This window comes from Spirosoma aerophilum, from assembly GCF_054782495.1.
Window position 1 is genome coordinate 53164 of the sequence record NZ_BAAGSJ010000017.1, and the last position, 17030, is coordinate 70193.

Below are 17030 nucleotides of genomic sequence, written 5' to 3' on the forward strand. Positions count from 1 at the left end.
TTAAACCCTTACCCCTAAATCGGAATCATAGCGGTAAGGGTTGTGGAAAAATACATTTACATTCATCCATCCCAACAACCTGCCATCGCTACTTGCCATGAACGCCTATTTGACTCTCTTTTTCATGCTGGTCGCTATGGCGGCATCCGCACAAAACCGTCCGCAGCCTAATTATACCCGCGACTGGAAACGGGCAGACTCGCTGGTGGCCAAAGGCTTGCCGAAATCCGCTCTCGATATTGCCAACCGGATTTACAAGGAGGCCAAAGTCCAGAAAAACTACCCGCAGGTAGCCAGAGCAGCCATGGCCCGGCAGGTTTTTAGAAGTTATTCCGATGAGGATTCTTATGTTGAACTGGTGCGTTCACTGCAAACGGATGTTCAGGATACCCCCGAACCCGCCAAATCAGTGCTGCAATCGGTACTGGCTGATATCTATTGGCAGTATTTCCAGCAAAACCGCTACAAATTTTATGATCGGGCCACGGTAGGCCGGGCCACGGTAGGCCGGACCAATCCAGGCCGGAACACAACAGATAAGGGTGTGTCTAAAACGACATCTAAACCCGACGATTCAACCGCTACCGATTTCACAACCTGGGATGCCTCGCATCTGATGGAGGTCATCACATCGACTTATCGGGCTTCCGTTCAGGACAAGGCATTGTTACAGAAAACGCCCACCGCCGATTATGATGTGCTCATCGACAAAGGCGATGTCGATGCCCGTCCGCTTCGGCCCACTCTGTATGATCTGCTGGCTCACCGCGCCATTGATTTCTTCCAGAATACCGAGCCTGACCTGTTAAAGCCAGTCTTCAAATTCGAACTGAACCAGCCTGGTTATCTGACGGGGCCAGCAGAGTTTGCACGATTATCGATCCAGAGTCAGGATTCATTGTCGGGCCGTTATCAGGCGTTGCTGCTCTATCAGCAACTACTCACTTTTCATTTATCGGACGCAAATCCCGACGCGCTGGCGGACGTTGATGCGCTTCGGCTGGCATTTGTGCATCGGCATAGTGTGTTGCCTAACAAAGATGCCTTGTTTCAGCAGACGCTCGAAAAACAGATAACAACTTATAAAGGCAAACCCGCCGAAGCGATTTATGCCTATCAGCTGGCGGAGTTTCTAACCAATCAGGGCGGTATGGTTCGCCCGTTGGATGATATGGATGATCCGGGCTCCGGTAAGCCGAATCCATCTCGCTGGAACCGCAAACGAGCCGCTGACCTCTGCCGGGATCTGATCAAACGTTTTCCGAACACCCTCGCCCGCAAACAGGCAGATGTCTTGCTGGCCCAGTTGCTGCTGGGTTCCTTTTCGCTACAACTGGAACAGGTGAACGCGCCGGAAAAACCGTTTCGGGCATTGGTCAATTACCAGAATACGCCAACGCTTACCTATCGGGTTGTCCGGTTATCGGTGGCGGAAGTTCAACAACCGCTGGACCCCTATGACAACAGGGAAGAACAACGACGAAAGCGACTCGCCAAATGGCTTAAGCGACCAACTGTTGCTGAAAAGTCCGTGACCCTCCCCGATGATGGCGACCTGAACAGTCATTCTGTTGAAATACCGATAGACGGTTTACCCCTTGGTCAGTATGTGCTGTTGCTTACTTCGGAAAACAGCTTTAGCGAAACCTCGGACAATTTGCAGCTATCGCTTTTTACGGTATCGGCGCTGAGCTATCTGGCCCGGCAGGACAATAAAAGTGACAAAACGCAAACGTTGTTCGTCATGAACCGGCTTACGGGCGAGCCCATAGCCAACGCGTCGGTAACGCTGATCGATGTGGAAAATTTCAGGCTGACAAACACGAAAAAGTCATTTATGACTGATGCGGCTGGCCTGCTTGCCTTACCCGAAAGCCAAGCCCCTACGGCCCAGCGGTTCGGATATCTGATTGCCTCGGGCCGCGACACCCTGCTTTCCGGTACACTCTACAACTACAACAACCCACCGCAGCAGGAGCGGGAAGAGACCTACGCCCGATTGTTCACCGATCGCGCCATCTACCGGCCGGGTCAGCCCATTTATGTGAAAGGGTTGCTCTATAACGGCAAGACGAACCAATATGCCGTGCTGGCCGGTGAAGAAGTGGAGGTAGAATTTCTCGACCAGAACGGTGAACGGATAGCCGAAAAGACGCTTAAAACCAACGAATTCGGCACGTTCGAGGCCTCGTTTATGGCTCCTGTAGGGCGACTTACCGGAAACATGACTATTCGGACGAGTGACGGCAGCACCAGCATCCGGGTTGAAGAGTACAAACGCCCAACCTTCGAGGTGAAGGTCGATCCCGTAAAAGAGTCGTTTAAACTGGAGCAGACGGTTACGTTTACAGCATCGGCCAAAACGTTTTCGGGCGCGGTGGTCGATGGGGCCGAGGTGCGGTATCGGGTGGTACGGAGCCTGCGGCCACGCTGGGAGTGGTGGTATGGCTACCGCATTGGTGGCCGACCAGTGAGCCAGGCTGAAATTGCCAGTGGCGTAGCACAAACCGACGCCCAGGGTAATGTGCGGATCGCCTTCCCCGCCACGCCCGATCGGGAGCAGGCCCGCGAGAGCAACCCTGTCTTCGATTTCGAAGTAACGATTGATGTTACCGACCGGGCGGGCGAAACGCGAACGGCCACAAAAACATTGCGTATTGGTTATTCGGCCATACAGGTCAGTCTGGCCGTTCCGCCCCAGATTGAAAGCAATGCCCCAGCGACTTTTCCGGTAAACATTACGAACCAATCCGGCGAGAAAGTGGCGGCAAAAGGGCAGTTGACCGTATTTCGGTTGCAACCCCCAGCCCGGCCGTTGCGAAATCGGTTGTGGAGCCGCCCCGACCGGCAATTTCTGAGCCGGGATGAGTTTCAACGGCTGTTCCCCAACGATTTGTACGCCAACGAAAATGATCCTCGCGTTTGGCCGAAGGGCGATATCGTGCAGCAGCAGGCTATTACCAGCCCGGCCGATTCATTGATAAAAGCAGACCTTAGCCGATACACCCCCGGTGAATACGTGGCTGAGATCACCGTTACGGATGCCAATGGGGAAACCGCCAAAGAGCGAGCTTTTTTCGCCGTTGTCAACGATAATCAGCCAACGGCATCGGCCCGGCCGGAGAATTGGGTACAGGTACGCAAAGCCACCGCCGAACCCGGGGAGGAAGCCGTTTTCTGGGTAGGTAATGGCCGGCCGTCCTGGATTTTGATGAGTATTGAAGAAAATCAGACGATTGTGCGGAACGAGTGGCTGAAAATCGATGGCCAGCCCCGCCGTATTGCTCTGCCCGTGACGGAAAAACACCGGGGTGGTTTTGCCGTACACTTCGCCATGATACAAAACGGACGTTTATCCGAAAAATCGCAGACGATTGCGGTGCCGTTTACGAATAAAGAGCTGAAGATTGAAACGCAGACTTTCCGGAATAAACTTAAGCCCGGTGAGCGAGAGGAATGGACCTTAAAAATCAGTGGTCTGGGTAAGTCAGCAGCCGAGCTTGTGGCCACGCTTTATGATGCCTCACTGGATGTATTCGACCGGCTCAACTGGCCGACATCGTTTTACCAGCCTTACTCTCTGGCTTTCGGTAATTGGGAAACAAAGGCTTTTGGGGTGCAGGGTAGTCAGGTGATCGCCTACCGGTATCGCCCGCAGCCGTCTGTGCCTGTGCGTCGGTATGACCAGCTAGGCTGGCTGGGGTATCAGTTCAGTGTTTACGGAAGTCACCCGTTTGGGCTGAGTCCATTACAGATAGCCAACGATGCCATTCGGGTGAACGTCAGCCGGACGGAAAAAACGATTACCGGAACAGCAAAACGTAAAGATGGGGCAGCCGTAGCGGGAATTCGTGTGTTGATAAAAGGAACAACTATTGAAGCCAGTACGGATGCAAAAGGGAAGTTTTCAATCAATACGGCTCCGGCCAGTAAAGAGGTTACCCTTATTTTTTCCTGGGTTGGCTACAAAACGCAGGAAGTAGTGCTTGGTCAGAAACTAAAGTCGATCCAGTTGTTGCCCGATGCCATGGCACTGAGCGAAGTCGTCGTGACCGGATACGGTACGCAGAGAAGGAAGGAGATATCGGGAGCCGTAGCCATGGCAGCTCCGAGGATGGCGGCCGATGGAATGATGGCATCGAAGGTATCGGGCGTTGCGATGACTGATGCGTCACCAGTTGGCGCACCGGTGGTTCCAACCATCAATCCCCGCAAAAATTTCAACGAAACGGCGTTTTTCATCCCGCAGATGCAAACGGATAAAGCCGGGCGGGTCGTGCTCAAATTCACCATGCCCGAAGCCCTGACCCGCTGGCGGCTATTGGCCTTTGCGCACACGAAAGACATGAAAACCGGCACATTGGAACGGGAAATTATTACCCAAAAGGAGTTGATGATTACGGCCAACGCGCCCCGGTTCTTCCGCGAAGGCGATACCATCCGCGTGACGGCTCGTATCAACAACCTGAGCGATAAAACTCTGCCCGTAACAGCCAGTCTGGCCTTGTTGGACGCCCTCACCGGCGAACCGATTCATCAGAAGCTCAAACTCACCAATCCTCAAACGAGCGCTTCTGTGGCCGCCGGACAGGGGCAGGCCGTTGGCTGGACGCTGGTGGTTCCGGCCAATCTGGATGCCGTCATCTGCCGCCTGACGGCCCAATCGGGGAGCTTCACCGATGGCGAAGAGTTCACCGTTCCTGTGCTACCCAACCGGATGCTTGTCACGGATACGAAGCCGTTTTGGGTGAATGGTAAGGAAACAAAAACGTTCACCCTGAAGCCGTTGGTCAATCTGAATCCGGAGCTACCCGTTCAGCACGAGCGGCTAACGGTGGAGGTGACCAGCAACCCGAGCTGGTATGCCCTGCAATCGCTGCCGTACCTGATGGAATACCGCTACGAATGTGCCGAGCAGCTTTTCAGTCGTTTGTATGCCAATAGTCTGGCTGCCCATATTGTCAATAGCAAACCCGCGTTCAAGCAGGTGATTGCGGAGTGGCAGAAAAATCCTGTAAAAAGCCCCCTTCAATCAAACGAGGAATTGAAAGCCGTGACGCTCGAAAACTCACCCTGGCTGGCCGACGCCCGCTCCGAAAGCGAACGGCAGGCAAAACTGGGCCAGTTGCTGGATGCCAATCGGATGGAGAGCGAGCAGAGGCAGACGTTCGACAAACTAAAACAGTTGCAAACCGAGGGCGGTGGTTTCCGTTGGTTTGGTGGTATGGAGCCCAATTTGTCGATGACCCTGCACATTCTAAGCGGTCTGGGGCATTTGCAGAAGCTGGGCGTTCAGTTCCCGGCCGACTTTAAAGACAACATAGCCGATATGCAAACCCGCGCCATTCAGTACGCCGATGCTGACATGAAGCAATGGTATATCGAACAGAAAAAGATAGATGCGCAGCAGAAAGGGAAGGTAAGTGGCGGTTGGTATTTCTCGGCTACGCAGTACCTGTACGCACGAAGCTTTTACCTCGATAAGCCTATTGATAAAGACGTATTGGCTTACCTGAAGCAGCATATGGCCATTAACTGGCTCGCCCAAAGTTTACAGGGGCAGGCACTGTCGGCGATGGCACTCAACCGCTTTGGCGATACTAAAACGGCAGCCGGTATTTTGCAATCCCTGCTGGAGCGTTCGAAAATGTCGGAAGAAATGGGGCTGTACTGGCCCGATAATACCGCCGGGTTGTACTGGTATCAGACGCCCATCGAAACGCAGGCGTATCTGATCGAGATGATCGACGAGGTGGGTCACACGCCCCAGGGACAGGCCTGTTTCGAGTGGATGGGCCAGCAATCGAAGCGGACGCTAGGCCCTCAAATTATCGTCGACGAAATGAAACGCTGGCTCCTTCGGCAGAAACAAACTCAGTCGTGGTCGTCTACAAAAGCCACGACAGAAGCGGTTTACGCGCTTCTGCTACGGGGCAGTGACTGGCTCGGAACGGGCGTGAACACTCAGGTGAGTTTGGGCGGGAAGTCGATCCAAAACCGCGTGTCGAAGGCTGATGCTATTACGGGATACGAAAAAGTGACTTACGCGGCATCGGAGATCAAGCCCGAGATGGGTGCGGTTCAGATCACGAAAACCAGCGATGGCCCGGCCTGGGGCGCTCTATACTGGCAGCACTTCGAACCCCTCGATCAGGTGATGCCGGGCAGTGCGGGGTTATCGGTCCAGAAAACACTCTATGTGCAACGCGATTCACCCAGTGGTCCGGTTATTTCAACGGTGGCATCGCAGTCGGCTTTAAAACCGGGCGATCTGGTCAAAGTGCGGCTCGTACTCAAAACCGACCGGCCGATGGAGTATGTACACTTGAAAGACGGCCGGGCCTCGGGCTTCGAGCCGGTAGCGGCACTATCGGGCTACAAATACCAGAACGGCCTCGGCTACTACGAATCCCCCCGCGATGCCAGCACCGATTTCTTCATGAGTTACCTGACCGTAGGCACGCACGTATTCGAGTACGATCTGCGCGTGTCCCAGTCCGGTGATTTCTCGGCGGGCGTCGCCACGGTTCAATGCTTCTACGCCCCCGAGTTCTCCGCCCATTCGGCCGGTGAGCGGGTGAAGGTGAAGTAACATTGAAACAATCGTGGATAAGTAGTCAATTAAATGAACGTCGGAATGCCAGGGGCGACAGGTTGGTTTTTGATTTAAATAGCTTACTAAACGACTGGGAATGTTCAAATCCCAGAGCATAAGCGACTTCACTGACCGATAACGTAGTGGTGGATAACTTTTCTTTTGCTGTTTCTATGAGCTTATTGTGGATATACTGCTGGGCATTTTGCCCGATCAGGGTTCGCAGCATATCACTCAGATAGCTTGGTGACAGGTTCACATGGTCGGCCAGATAGCCCACCGTCGGTACTCCCTGGTTCACGGATATGTGATTGTTAAAATACTGATCTAGTACGTCTTCCAGCTTTTGGAGAAGATCATGGTTTACTGCCTTGCGGGTGATGAACTGACGTTTGTAAAAACGATTGGCATAGTTCAGTAACAACTCGATTTGCGAAATGACTACGTCCTGGCTAAACTCGTCGATCCGGCTAGCCAGTTCTTTTTCAATCATTTTGAAGATTTCGAAAATCGTTCTTTTTTCCTCTTCCGACAGGTGCAGTGTTTCCCTGGTTGAATATGAAAAGAAGCCATACTGCTTTATAGTTTTGGCCATCGGGTACCCCAAAAAGAAATCCGGATGAATGAGCAATGTATACTCCGAACACGAACTTACTTCGTTGTCATAGCTACCAATGAGCTGACCCGGAGAAGCGAATAATAATCCACCTTCATCAAAGTCATAATAACTCTGGCCGTATTTCAACTTGCCGTTCAACTTTGGTTTGTACGCTATTTTATAAAAGCCCAATACATGATAGTGAGCGATTTTGGTCTCATCAACCTGTGTGTGTGTGCCGTTGATCAGACTGACGAGCGGATGCTGCGGCTTGAGCAAGCCAAAGGCCCGGTGCGCATCGGCCAGCGATTCAATTTTCAGGGGGCTATGTTCTTCTTTTTTCATCGCTCAGTAGGCAAAAATTGATAACCGATGGCCTGTCAGCTATCGGTTATCATGAATACCTTATCAATTAATTTTGTTGTCTTCGGGTTCCTTATTTGGAAGAGCCTTGGGCTGAATTAGAAACCTCCTCCCAGGCTTCCCATGTGGCCAGTCGATCCGCATAAGTCGCCCGCATCAAGGGTAAACAGTGGCTGCCTAAGAAGAACCGTAATGGCGGTTGTGGGTCATCTACAACCTGAAAAAGAGCCTCCGGCGTGGCATTGGGATCTCCACGCTCCGTGGTTGCCAGACCACCAAAAAACTCCTGTTTGTAGGCAGCGTAAATGTCGAGTCCCTGAGCGAACTTCAGGGACTCCTGGCTGCCAAACTCGGTGGCATAGGCACCCGGTTCGATAATGGTTACGTTGATGCCGAACGGCTTGACTTCTGCCGCCAGACTTTCGTGGATGGCTTCAAACGCCCATTTTGACGAGCAGTAGTACCCGATTACGGGTAAGGTCACATGACCAAGATTGCTCGATGTACCCACAATGTGCCCACCCCCCTGCTTTCTTAGCAGAGGCAGGGCCGCCTGAATGACGGAAACCGGACCAATAACATTGGTTTCGTAAAGGGCACGAATATCATCCGCGCTGGCTTCCTCAATGGTGCCAACCAGTGAATATCCCGCATTATTGAACACTATATCAAGTCTGCTAAAGTGTGCATAAGCCTGCTCTACGGCTGACTTCGCCTGTTCAGGCCGTGTTACATCAAGCTCAAGTGTCAGCACATTTGAACCATATTTTTCATTCAGGTCGGCAATAGTTTCCAGCTTGCGTGCAGTGGCCGCCACTTTGTCGCCACGTTTTAAGGCGGCCTCAGCCCAAACGCGTCCAAATCCACGGGAAGCACCCGTGATAAACCATACTTTATTAGCCTTTACGGGTGTTAGCGCCATTGGCTGGCTAGCCGTTTCATGTTGAGGTATCATGTGTAACTTATTGTTTAATGATACCTCAAAGGTCAGGCGCTGCTAGTGGTAATCTGTAGTCTAATTGAGGGTGTTTGTAGTCAAAATGAGTAGGAGTTACCCTTAATGCAAGACCTGATCGTGAAAGCGTTTCTGTATTAGGCTAAACATCAGCTACTCAAGAATGGCAATGGCTTCCAGCTCGATGCCGAAGCCGTAATGCAGCGGATTGCACGGCACTACCGAACGGGCCGGGCGGTGATCGCCGAAGAACCGGGCATAAATCTGGTTAACGACTCCCCAGGCATTAATGTCGGCAATAAAGACGGTTACTTTTAAGACCTTGTTGCGCTGGCTGCCGGCGGCTTGCAGGATAGCGTCGAGGTTTGCCAGAATCTGTTCGGTTTGTTCGGCTATGGTGGCGTTGGTCAGCTTCTCGCCGGAGGGCGTAATGGGCAGGATGCCCGATACATAAACCTGCCCGTTATGGACAACGGCCTGTGAGTAATGGCCACCCGGTGCGGGGGCATTGGAGGTTTCAATGAAGGTCATAAAAGTTGACGACTAAGTGTAGTTTGAGACACAAAGAATGGTAGGTACTATGAGGTAATAGGATAAAACAAACGCCATATCTTGAAGATATGGCGTTTGTTTTATCCTATTACCCGTTACTGGGAAATGTAAGCAATTAAACGATTGCGTCAATCAATGAGGTCACAATGGAAACGACAAAACTGAACAGAAGTGCGGCTATAAAGCCATTGACGTGAAAATTTGGGATTAAATATGCCGTCAGATACACCATCAGTACGTTCAGTACCAGCAGAAACAGCCCGAGTGTAACAATCGTGATCGGAATGGTCAATACCGTCAGAATAGGCTTGATGAAGGCGTTCAGAAAGCCCAGCACGATCGCCACGATCAGGTATGTACCGGCACCACCTGTCACAGAAACACCGGGAATAAAATAGGCGGCCACCCAAACGGCCACGGCACTAATCAGAATTCGAATAATCAGACCCATGAATGATAGGAGTTTTAAGTTCAACGATTACGGTTCCGTACAGCAGTTTTGCATACCGTCAGCAAGGAACACGGAATCTTGAACATGAAACCCGAATCTATTGTTTGACGTGGCGCGACTGCAATACGGCAACAATATCGTCTAAATTCATATTTTTCTGTTCCAGCAGGACCAGAAAATGAAATAACAGGTCGGCGGCTTCGCCCTTGAAGAGGTCGTCGTTGTCGTCTTTGGCTTCGATAACGAGTTCAACGGCTTCTTCGCCCACTTTCTGCGCAATCTTATTGACGCCCCGTTCGAACAGACTAGCGGTATACGATTTGTCGGACGGATTTACCTTCCGGTCGTGGATAATGCTTTGTAGGTAGTTCAGAAATTGCCCCTTGCCTGTATTGACTTCATCGAAACAGGTATCGGCCCCGGTATGGCAGGTTGGACCGGCGGGTGCTGATTTTATGAGCAGGGTATCGCCGTCGCAGTCGATCAATATTTCCCGGACGTGCAGGAAGTTGTTGGAGGTTTCGCCCTTGGTCCAGAGCCGCTGTTTGCTCCGGCTGAAAAACGTCACGACATTTTCGGCAACGGTTTTGTCGTAAGCCTCGCGGTTCATATACCCCAGCATCAGGACTTTACCGGTTTCGGCATCCTGTATCACCGCCGGAATGAGGCCGTCGGGGGACTTATCAAAGTTAATTGTCATTATATTAAGAATACGTTGCTACTTCCAGTAAGATCGTACTTTTGACGGTTTCCCAGGAAACATTGTCAGCTAGCATGACCGGCATTTCGCTCAATTCAGCGTCGTCAAAATACGTTATACTTTTTAATAGCATGAATAAATTATTGGTTCTGAACTTCTCCATGTACCAATCACAAAGTTGGGCAAAGCTATGACGACGTAACAAGAAGTAAATGTCAAAGAAGTCTTTTTTCGCCCCTCGATTCGTAACAGCCGACAATTTCATGGCTGATATGTCGGATTGTGAGAGCATACGAACGTCATCAATAACAACAATAGGACTTATAAGTGGGTACCGATAGGTGATAAAATCCATTTTTACCCCGTTGAGCTGACCTCGAAGGCCAATTTTGTTTTCGCTATCAGTCGTCCATTCACCTATATCGTTCAATTCAGCCTTTACAAGTTCCTTGTCAAACGGCTCCGTTGTGAAAAAATCGAGGTCAATGGACAGGCGATGGCCAAACTGTAAGGCTAAGGCTGTACCCCCAACCAGATTGAAAGACTCGAATGATTCATTTGCCAGTATGGACCTTAAAATACCCAGAGTGCCGGGTTCAAGGACTTCAGTGTGTAGCATCTGAACTGCTCTTTAGGTACGTGGAAGTAGTTGCTACAAAAGGCCAGCGTTGTATTATCTAACCAGCGAGCTTGCAAGGCCGTCTCCTTTATCTTTTCCAGTCCATAAAACTGTTTTATCACTCGCCACTCTTCGAACGTACCACGCTCTAAAACCCGCTCGATGACAAAGCGATAGTTTTCCTGCCACTTAATGTTGGCAAAGTCAACATCCCAGAAAAGCGATTGCCGAAGTACCGGAGCATTCGATTTGTTCATGAAAGGTTGGTTGAAGATAGACTAAAGGTAGTCGTTACGACCGAATCGTTTCTACAAACGCGCGAATGCTCTCGGGCGATGTGCCTTTTTCGGACAAGTGCCGGATGAACGCGCTACCCACAATGGCACCGTTGGCAAATTGACTGGCCGTATCGAACGTCTCGTGGTCGTTAATGCCAAAGCCAATCAGGCGCGGATTGCGCAGGTTCATGGCTTGAATACGCTCAAAATACGTCTTCATCGTATCGCTAACCCCCTTCACCGAGCCGGTGATGCTGGCCGACGAAACCATATAGATAAACCCATCGGACTCGGTATCAATAAATCGGATGCGTTCTTCGGTGGTCTGGGGCGTAATGAGGTGTACGTTCAGAATGCCGTATTTACGGAAAATCGGCGCGTATTCTTCCAGGAATAAATCCAGCGGAAGATCGGGCAGAATCACGCCATCGACACCCACTTCCTGACATTTCTGACAGAAGTTTTCGACACCAAATTGCAGTACGGGGTTGATATAGCCCATCAGCAGGATGGGCACCGTAATGGGTTCGCCGTGGGTAGCGTTCCGGCAATCGGCCAGTTGGGCGAAAAGCGTTTTGATCGACATGCCGTTGTCCAGCGCGACACCGTTGCTTTGCTGAATGGTTTCGCCATCGGCAACGGGGTCGGAGTAGGGCATACCAATCTCAACAATGTCCACGCCTGCGGTCTGCAAGCCTCGCAGAATAGTCGTGGTATCGTTCAGGCTCGGGTATCCGGCCGTAAAATAGACGTTCAGCAGCCGCTCGCTCTTTTGAGCGAACAAGCTGGTGATGCGGTTCTGAGTAAGTTCCTGGGTCATTTCTAATGTACAACGAAAAGGTTTTCCGTTGAGCCGTTAGGCTAATTTATCTCTACAAACGTTAGCCTGTACAACGGAAAACCTTTCCGTTGTACAGGCTACAAAAATTTCGAATACGTGCTTAGATCTTTATCGCCACGACCGGAGAGGCAAACCACCACTACATCGTCGGCGTTGAGGTTCATTTTTTCCAGAGCGGCCAGCGCGTGAGCAGTTTCCAGTGCTGGAATGATTCCTTCGAGTTTGCTGAGCTGGAAACCAGCTTGTAGGGCTTCGTCGTCGGTAATGGCGTAGAAGTCGCCCCGGCCCGATTCGAACAGGTGCGCGTGGAGCGGTCCGATACCCGGATAGTCCAGACCCGCCGAGATCGAATATGGCTCCGTTACCTGACCATCTTCGGTTTGCATCAGAATCGTGCGGCTTCCGTGCAACACACCGGGTTTACCCAGCGCCGTTGTCGCGGCCGAGTGTCCCGTGCTGATGCCCTGACCAGCGGCTTCGGCCGCTACCAGCCGTACGGTTGGCTCATTCAGGTAATGATAGAAGGCACCGGCGGCATTGCTGCCACCACCTACGCAGGCGACCATGTAATCGGGGTTTTCGCTGCCTGTTTTAGCGAACAACTGCTTTTTCACTTCTTCGGAAATAACCGACTGGAACCGCGCTACCATATCCGGATAGGGGTGAGGCCCCACCACCGAACCGATGATATAGTGCGTGTCGACGGGGTTATTGATCCAGTGGCGCATGGCTTCGTTGGTGGCGTCCTTGAGCGTCTGGCTGCCCGACGTGGCTGGTACAACCTTAGCCCCCAGCATCCGCATCCGGTCAACGTTGGGTTTCTGCCGTTCCATGTCGATGCTGCCCATGTACACAATGCACTCCAGTCCCATCAGGGCGCAAACCGTAGCGGTGGCCACGCCATGCTGACCGGCACCCGTTTCGGCCACGATGCGTTTCTTGCCCAGCCGCTGCGCCACCAGAATCTGACCAATGGTATTGTTGATCTTGTGGGCACCCGTATGGCAAAGGTCCTCGCGCTTGAGGTAAATCGTAGCCCCGATATGCGCCGACAGACGCTTCGCCAGAAACAGGGGTGTTGGCCGACCAACATATTCTTCGAGCAACTGCCAGAACTCCGCCTGAAACGCCGGATCGGCGATGATGTTCAGGTAGTTCTGCCGTAACTCTTCGACATTAGGGTAGAGCATTTCAGGAATGAACGCTCCACCGAAGTGGCCGTAAAAGCCTTTATTTGATACCTCGAAAGAGGTTTGTGGTTCAAGAGTGGTTTGCATGATTAGTTTTTGACGCGGTTTGAAGCGTACTAAGAGTTATTCAACGTGCCCGTTTTTCTTGAAAAGCGTCATGTCGAGGTTGGTAACGAAATCTTTAGCCGACTCCATTTTGGCGGCTGACAATTCGTCCATTGAGCGGTATCGACCAACTGATCTTTTAGTTGCTACATTCTTTTTGTTGCGCTCTTGTTTCTTTGTATGCTCCATGATCAACTTGTTCTTCGTTGAAAGATAAATCCTGTGTAATCACGATTAGGCGTAAACTCTTCAATGGATTTACTTGCATCGCATCCATAAATCGTGAACAGTTCAGTTGCTTTATCAAGTTCGCGCGTAATTAATACTCTATAAAGTCGCGTTCGAATTCCGGCTTCATCGCTTCCTTGAAAGTAGACCAATTTTGATGGGTATCGGTCAAAAAAAGACAGTATTGCCCGAAATACCGTTGCCATCACTCGATTCAAATCTTGATTATTACTAATAATTGAATCATCCAAATTACCATCAGGCATTACATCACCCAACGCTAGATTGTACAGTAGGGCATTGTCCGGAAAAGGCGTAAATTGAATACGCTTTGAAATGGTATGCTCTTTACCTACGCTAGTGAACTGGTAGTTTAGTGCATCGTTGGACACATCAAACGGATAGGCTGGCTCATTCATAGGTGCAAATATACCTGCGAATGAAATTAGTTGCCTTACGCCGTTTCCTCTTCCTCAATAGGCCGCAACCGGTTAATGAGTTCCTTCACTTTTTCTACGTCTTTCACCCCCGGCGATGTTTCGACCTGGCTGTTTACGTCGACGCCGTACAGCTTCATGCCTTTCAGCGCAGCTAACTGGTCGAGGTTGTCGAGGCCGATGCCGCCACTGATGAAAAACGGTTTTTCGTTGTCGTAGCGGCTCAAAATGCTCCAGTCGAAGGTGTGTCCGTTGCCGCCGGGCTGTTCGCCTTTGGCATCGAACAGGAAAAAGTCGCACTGGGCTTTATAGTTATTCAGCATGGAGAAGTTGAACGACTCATCGACCCGGAACGCTTTGATGATGTTGATGCCCCGGTTACGCAGGCTCCGGCAGTATTCCGGCGTTTCGTTGCCATGCAGTTGTACATACTGAAAATCGTACTTCTTGACCGACCGCAGAATCAGATCCGGGCTGGCATTCACGAAAACGCCTACCTTCCGAATCGAGCGGGGCAGCGACTTGACCACATCAGCATCTAACTCTTCGCCAACAAAGCGTGGGGACTGGTCGTAGAAGATGAAGCCTACAAAATCAGGACCAAGGGCGGCAATCTCTTTCAGGTTGTCGGCATCACGCAGACCGCACACTTTGATTTTCATGGTTGTACAAGTTAAAGAGTTAGTGTGTTATTGATGGAGTATTGGGTTACTAAGTTGGCTAAGGCTTTGGCTGGGTCGTCCGTTTTCATGAAAGCTTCGCCAATCAGGAACCCGTCGAAGCCCGCCCGGAACAGCGTCAGCATGGTATCCGCATCGTGCAGCCCGCTTTCGGTGATCTTGGCAAAGGTGTCCGGAATTTTCTCAATCAGCCGCAGCGACGTTTCGATGGAGGTCGTAAACGTTTTGAGGTCGCGGTTATTGACGCCCACCAGGTCGATGTTGTAGTTCAGCGAGCGGTCGAGCTCTTCCTCGTCGTGTACTTCCAGCAACACCTGCAGACTCAGGTCGTGGGCCTGCATACTGAGTTCGGTAATTTCTTCGGGTGTCAGGCAGGCCGCAATGAGCAACACAACATCCGCTCCCCAGGCTTTGGCTTCGAGAAGCTGGTACCGGTCAACGATGAAATCCTTCCGCAGAATCGGCGTGCCGGGGTTGGCGAGTCGAGCGGCTTGTAGATCATTGAGCGTGCCCCCAAAAAAGGGTTCATCGGTCAACACTGATAACACGGCAGCACCGGCTTTTACGTAGCCCTGCGTAGTGGTCGCTACGTCGGCCCGGTCGTTGATAATCCCTTTGGAGGGGGACTTCCGTTTGAACTCGGCAATGATGCCCGTCGAGCGCAACTCCTGAATGGCATCCCGTGCCGACAGGGTTTCCCGTTTGAAGTCGGGCATTTGTTCCAGCGCCTGAATGGTGGTGGCGGCTTTGCGCTCGTCTACTTCGATGCGCTTCTGGGCAATTATCTGGTCAAGAATGGTCATGCTATTAACTTCTTAAAACACGCCAACGCCCGTTTACTCTCCAGCGACTCGCGTGCCATGGCAACGGCGTCTTCGCGGGTGTCGGCCTTACCGGCGGCCAGCAGCGCCATCGCGGAGTTGGCTAACACGGCCTGCTTTTGTGCCGACGTGGATTCGTTGTTCAGTACGTTCAAAAATATCTGCGCCGACTCGTCCAATGTGTGCCCGCCAGCCAGTGATTCGGCCGTTTGAATGTCTAAGCCTAAGTCTTCTGGTTCAAGCACTTGCTCGGTCTTGTTGCTGATGACCTTGAAAGCGCCCGTTAGCGAAATTTCATCGTACCCGTCGAGGGCGTGCAGAATCATAAACCGCTTATCGGTTTGCTGATAAAGGTACGCATATAATCGCGCCAATTCAAGATTAAACACGCCAACGAGCTGTTTGGCAGGCTTTGCGGGGTTGATCATCGGCCCCAGCACATTGAAAAATGTTTTGACACCCAAATCCCGACGGATAGGCGCTACGTTCTTCATGGCCGGGTGAAACAATGGAGCATGCAAAAAGCAAATCCCCACCGTTTCCATCTTGCGCTGCAACTCGCCCACATCGTTGGTAAACTGATACCCGAGCCGTTCCATCACCGTTGATGAACCCACCAGCGACGACACACCATGATTCCCGTGCTTGGCCACGCATTGTCCGGCACCAGCCACCACAAATGAGGAAAGCGTCGAGATGTTGAACGTATCCTTACCATCGCCCCCGGTGCCGCAAAGGTCCATGGGGTCGTAGGCGTCGAGGTCGACGGGTAGGCACAGTTCCAGCATGGCGTCGCGGAAACCTTCCAGCTCTTCCAGTCGCAGGCTCCGCATCATGTATACGGTCAGGAACGAGGCAATCTGCGCGAGGTTGTACTCGCCCCGGCCAATGCCCAGCAACACCTCCCGCGCCTGGTCCTTGGTGAGGTGTTTGTATTCAAATAAGTGATTTAGAATGGCTTTCATTGTGGTTCTGTCTGGGCCAAGCTCCAGCTTGGCCCTTGTAAAATTTTCCATTCAGTGGCCAAGCTGGAGCTTGGCCCAGACATCAAATCGACAACCAATTCTCCAGCATCTTCACGCCGTTTTCGGTCAGTACCGATTCGGGGTGAAATTGCAGACCTTTGACATCGAAGCGTATGTGCGACAAACCCATGACGCGGCCCTGTTCGTCGACAGCCGTGGTGCGCAGATCGGCCGGCATCGAATCGGGAACAACGGTCCAGGAGTGGTATCGGCCCACGGTCAGCTCGTCGGGGATGCCCGCGAAGAGCCGTTCCGAGCGGTCCGTAACGGTCGCTTTATGGCCAACGCCATGCAGTACATCGCCCAGGTTTTCCAGCGATGCGCCGTACACTTCGCCGATGCCCTGATGCCCCAGGCAAATGCCCAGAATGCTCTTCGTCGGCCCGTATTCAGCGACAAGATCCTGCATGATACCTGCTTCGGACGGGATACCCGGCCCCGGCGACAGCATAATTTTGTCGTACTGCCCAACGGCATCGAGGGCGATTTTATCATTCCGGATCACATCAGGCCGGTGCCCCAACTCGCGCAGAATATACACGAGGTTGTAGGTGAATGAATCGTAGTTATCTAATACCAGGAGTTTCATAAA

The 17030-nt window shown here is 51.8% G+C and carries 15 protein-coding genes; 1 reads left to right on the plus strand and 14 read right to left on the minus strand.

Going from position 1 to position 17030, the window contains the following annotated elements; genetic code table 11:
- Positions 1-97 precede the first annotated feature (97 nt).
- A complete protein-coding gene (locus tag ACYVK4_RS22485; protein ID WP_461129814.1) occupies positions 98-6592 on the plus strand; it encodes an alpha-2-macroglobulin family protein in 6495 nt (2164 codons plus the stop codon).
- Positions 6593-6617: 25 nt separating this feature from the next.
- Here ACYVK4_RS22485 and ACYVK4_RS22490 read toward each other — a convergent pair whose 3' ends face one another.
- The 14 genes from ACYVK4_RS22490 to ACYVK4_RS22555 all read right to left on the minus strand — a co-directional run bounded on the left by ACYVK4_RS22490 (position 6618) and on the right by ACYVK4_RS22555 (position 17027).
- A complete protein-coding gene (locus ACYVK4_RS22490) occupies positions 6618-7538 on the minus strand; it encodes a helix-turn-helix domain-containing protein (RefSeq protein WP_461129815.1) in 921 nt (306 codons plus the stop codon).
- Positions 7539-7629: 91 nt separating this feature from the next.
- Entirely contained in the window at positions 7630-8511 is an 882-nt protein-coding gene (locus tag ACYVK4_RS22495) for an SDR family NAD(P)-dependent oxidoreductase (RefSeq protein ID WP_461129816.1), read from the minus strand.
- A 153-nt stretch (positions 8512-8664) separates the two neighbouring features.
- Positions 8665-9042: a Rid family detoxifying hydrolase gene (locus ACYVK4_RS22500; protein ID WP_461129817.1), complete on the minus strand. Its 378-nt coding sequence runs from the start codon at positions 9040-9042 to the stop codon at positions 8665-8667.
- Positions 9043-9178: 136 nt separating this feature from the next.
- Positions 9179-9514, minus strand: a complete 336-nt coding sequence (locus ACYVK4_RS22505) for a phage holin family protein (RefSeq protein ID WP_012929944.1) — start codon at positions 9512-9514, stop codon at positions 9179-9181.
- A 97-nt stretch (positions 9515-9611) separates the two neighbouring features.
- The gene (hisIE, locus tag ACYVK4_RS22510; RefSeq protein WP_461129818.1) at positions 9612-10214 is read right to left on the minus strand and encodes a bifunctional phosphoribosyl-AMP cyclohydrolase/phosphoribosyl-ATP diphosphatase HisIE; all 603 of its coding nucleotides are present in this window, start codon (positions 10212-10214) and stop codon (positions 9612-9614) included.
- 4 nt (positions 10215-10218) lie between these two features.
- The gene (locus ACYVK4_RS22515) at positions 10219-10833 is read right to left on the minus strand and encodes a nucleotidyl transferase AbiEii/AbiGii toxin family protein (RefSeq protein WP_461129819.1); all 615 of its coding nucleotides are present in this window, start codon (positions 10831-10833) and stop codon (positions 10219-10221) included.
- Positions 10788-11090: a DUF6922 domain-containing protein gene (locus ACYVK4_RS22520; protein WP_461129820.1), complete on the minus strand. Its 303-nt coding sequence runs from the start codon at positions 11088-11090 to the stop codon at positions 10788-10790. The genes ACYVK4_RS22515 and ACYVK4_RS22520 overlap by 46 nt, the downstream gene beginning before the upstream one ends.
- Positions 11091-11124: 34 nt before the next feature.
- Positions 11125-11931 carry a tryptophan synthase subunit alpha gene (trpA, locus tag ACYVK4_RS22525; protein ID WP_461129821.1) on the minus strand — a complete coding sequence of 269 codons (807 nt, stop codon included), beginning with the start codon at positions 11929-11931 and terminating at the stop codon, positions 11125-11127.
- 98 nt (positions 11932-12029) lie between these two features.
- Complete coding sequence (gene trpB, locus ACYVK4_RS22530) at positions 12030-13229, minus strand: tryptophan synthase subunit beta (RefSeq protein ID WP_461129822.1); 1200 nt, start codon at positions 13227-13229, stop codon at positions 12030-12032.
- 209 nt (positions 13230-13438) lie between these two features.
- Positions 13439-13894 (minus strand): DUF6934 family protein, encoded by a 456-nt coding sequence (locus tag ACYVK4_RS22535; protein WP_461129823.1) that lies wholly within the window; start codon positions 13892-13894, stop codon positions 13439-13441.
- A 35-nt stretch (positions 13895-13929) separates the two neighbouring features.
- The gene (locus ACYVK4_RS22540; RefSeq protein ID WP_461129824.1) at positions 13930-14574 is read right to left on the minus strand and encodes a phosphoribosylanthranilate isomerase; all 645 of its coding nucleotides are present in this window, start codon (positions 14572-14574) and stop codon (positions 13930-13932) included.
- An 11-nt stretch (positions 14575-14585) separates the two neighbouring features.
- Positions 14586-15395 carry an indole-3-glycerol phosphate synthase TrpC gene (gene trpC, locus ACYVK4_RS22545; RefSeq protein WP_461129825.1) on the minus strand — a complete coding sequence of 270 codons (810 nt, stop codon included), beginning with the start codon at positions 15393-15395 and terminating at the stop codon, positions 14586-14588.
- On the minus strand, positions 15392-16378 hold the full coding sequence (gene trpD / locus ACYVK4_RS22550; protein WP_461129826.1) for an anthranilate phosphoribosyltransferase: 987 nt from the start codon (positions 16376-16378) through the stop codon (positions 15392-15394). Before trpD ends, trpC begins: the two co-directional genes overlap by 4 nt.
- Before the next feature lie 82 nt (positions 16379-16460).
- Positions 16461-17027 (minus strand): anthranilate synthase component II, encoded by a 567-nt coding sequence (locus ACYVK4_RS22555; RefSeq protein ID WP_461129827.1) that lies wholly within the window; start codon positions 17025-17027, stop codon positions 16461-16463.
- Between the last annotated feature and the right edge of the window lie 3 nt (positions 17028-17030).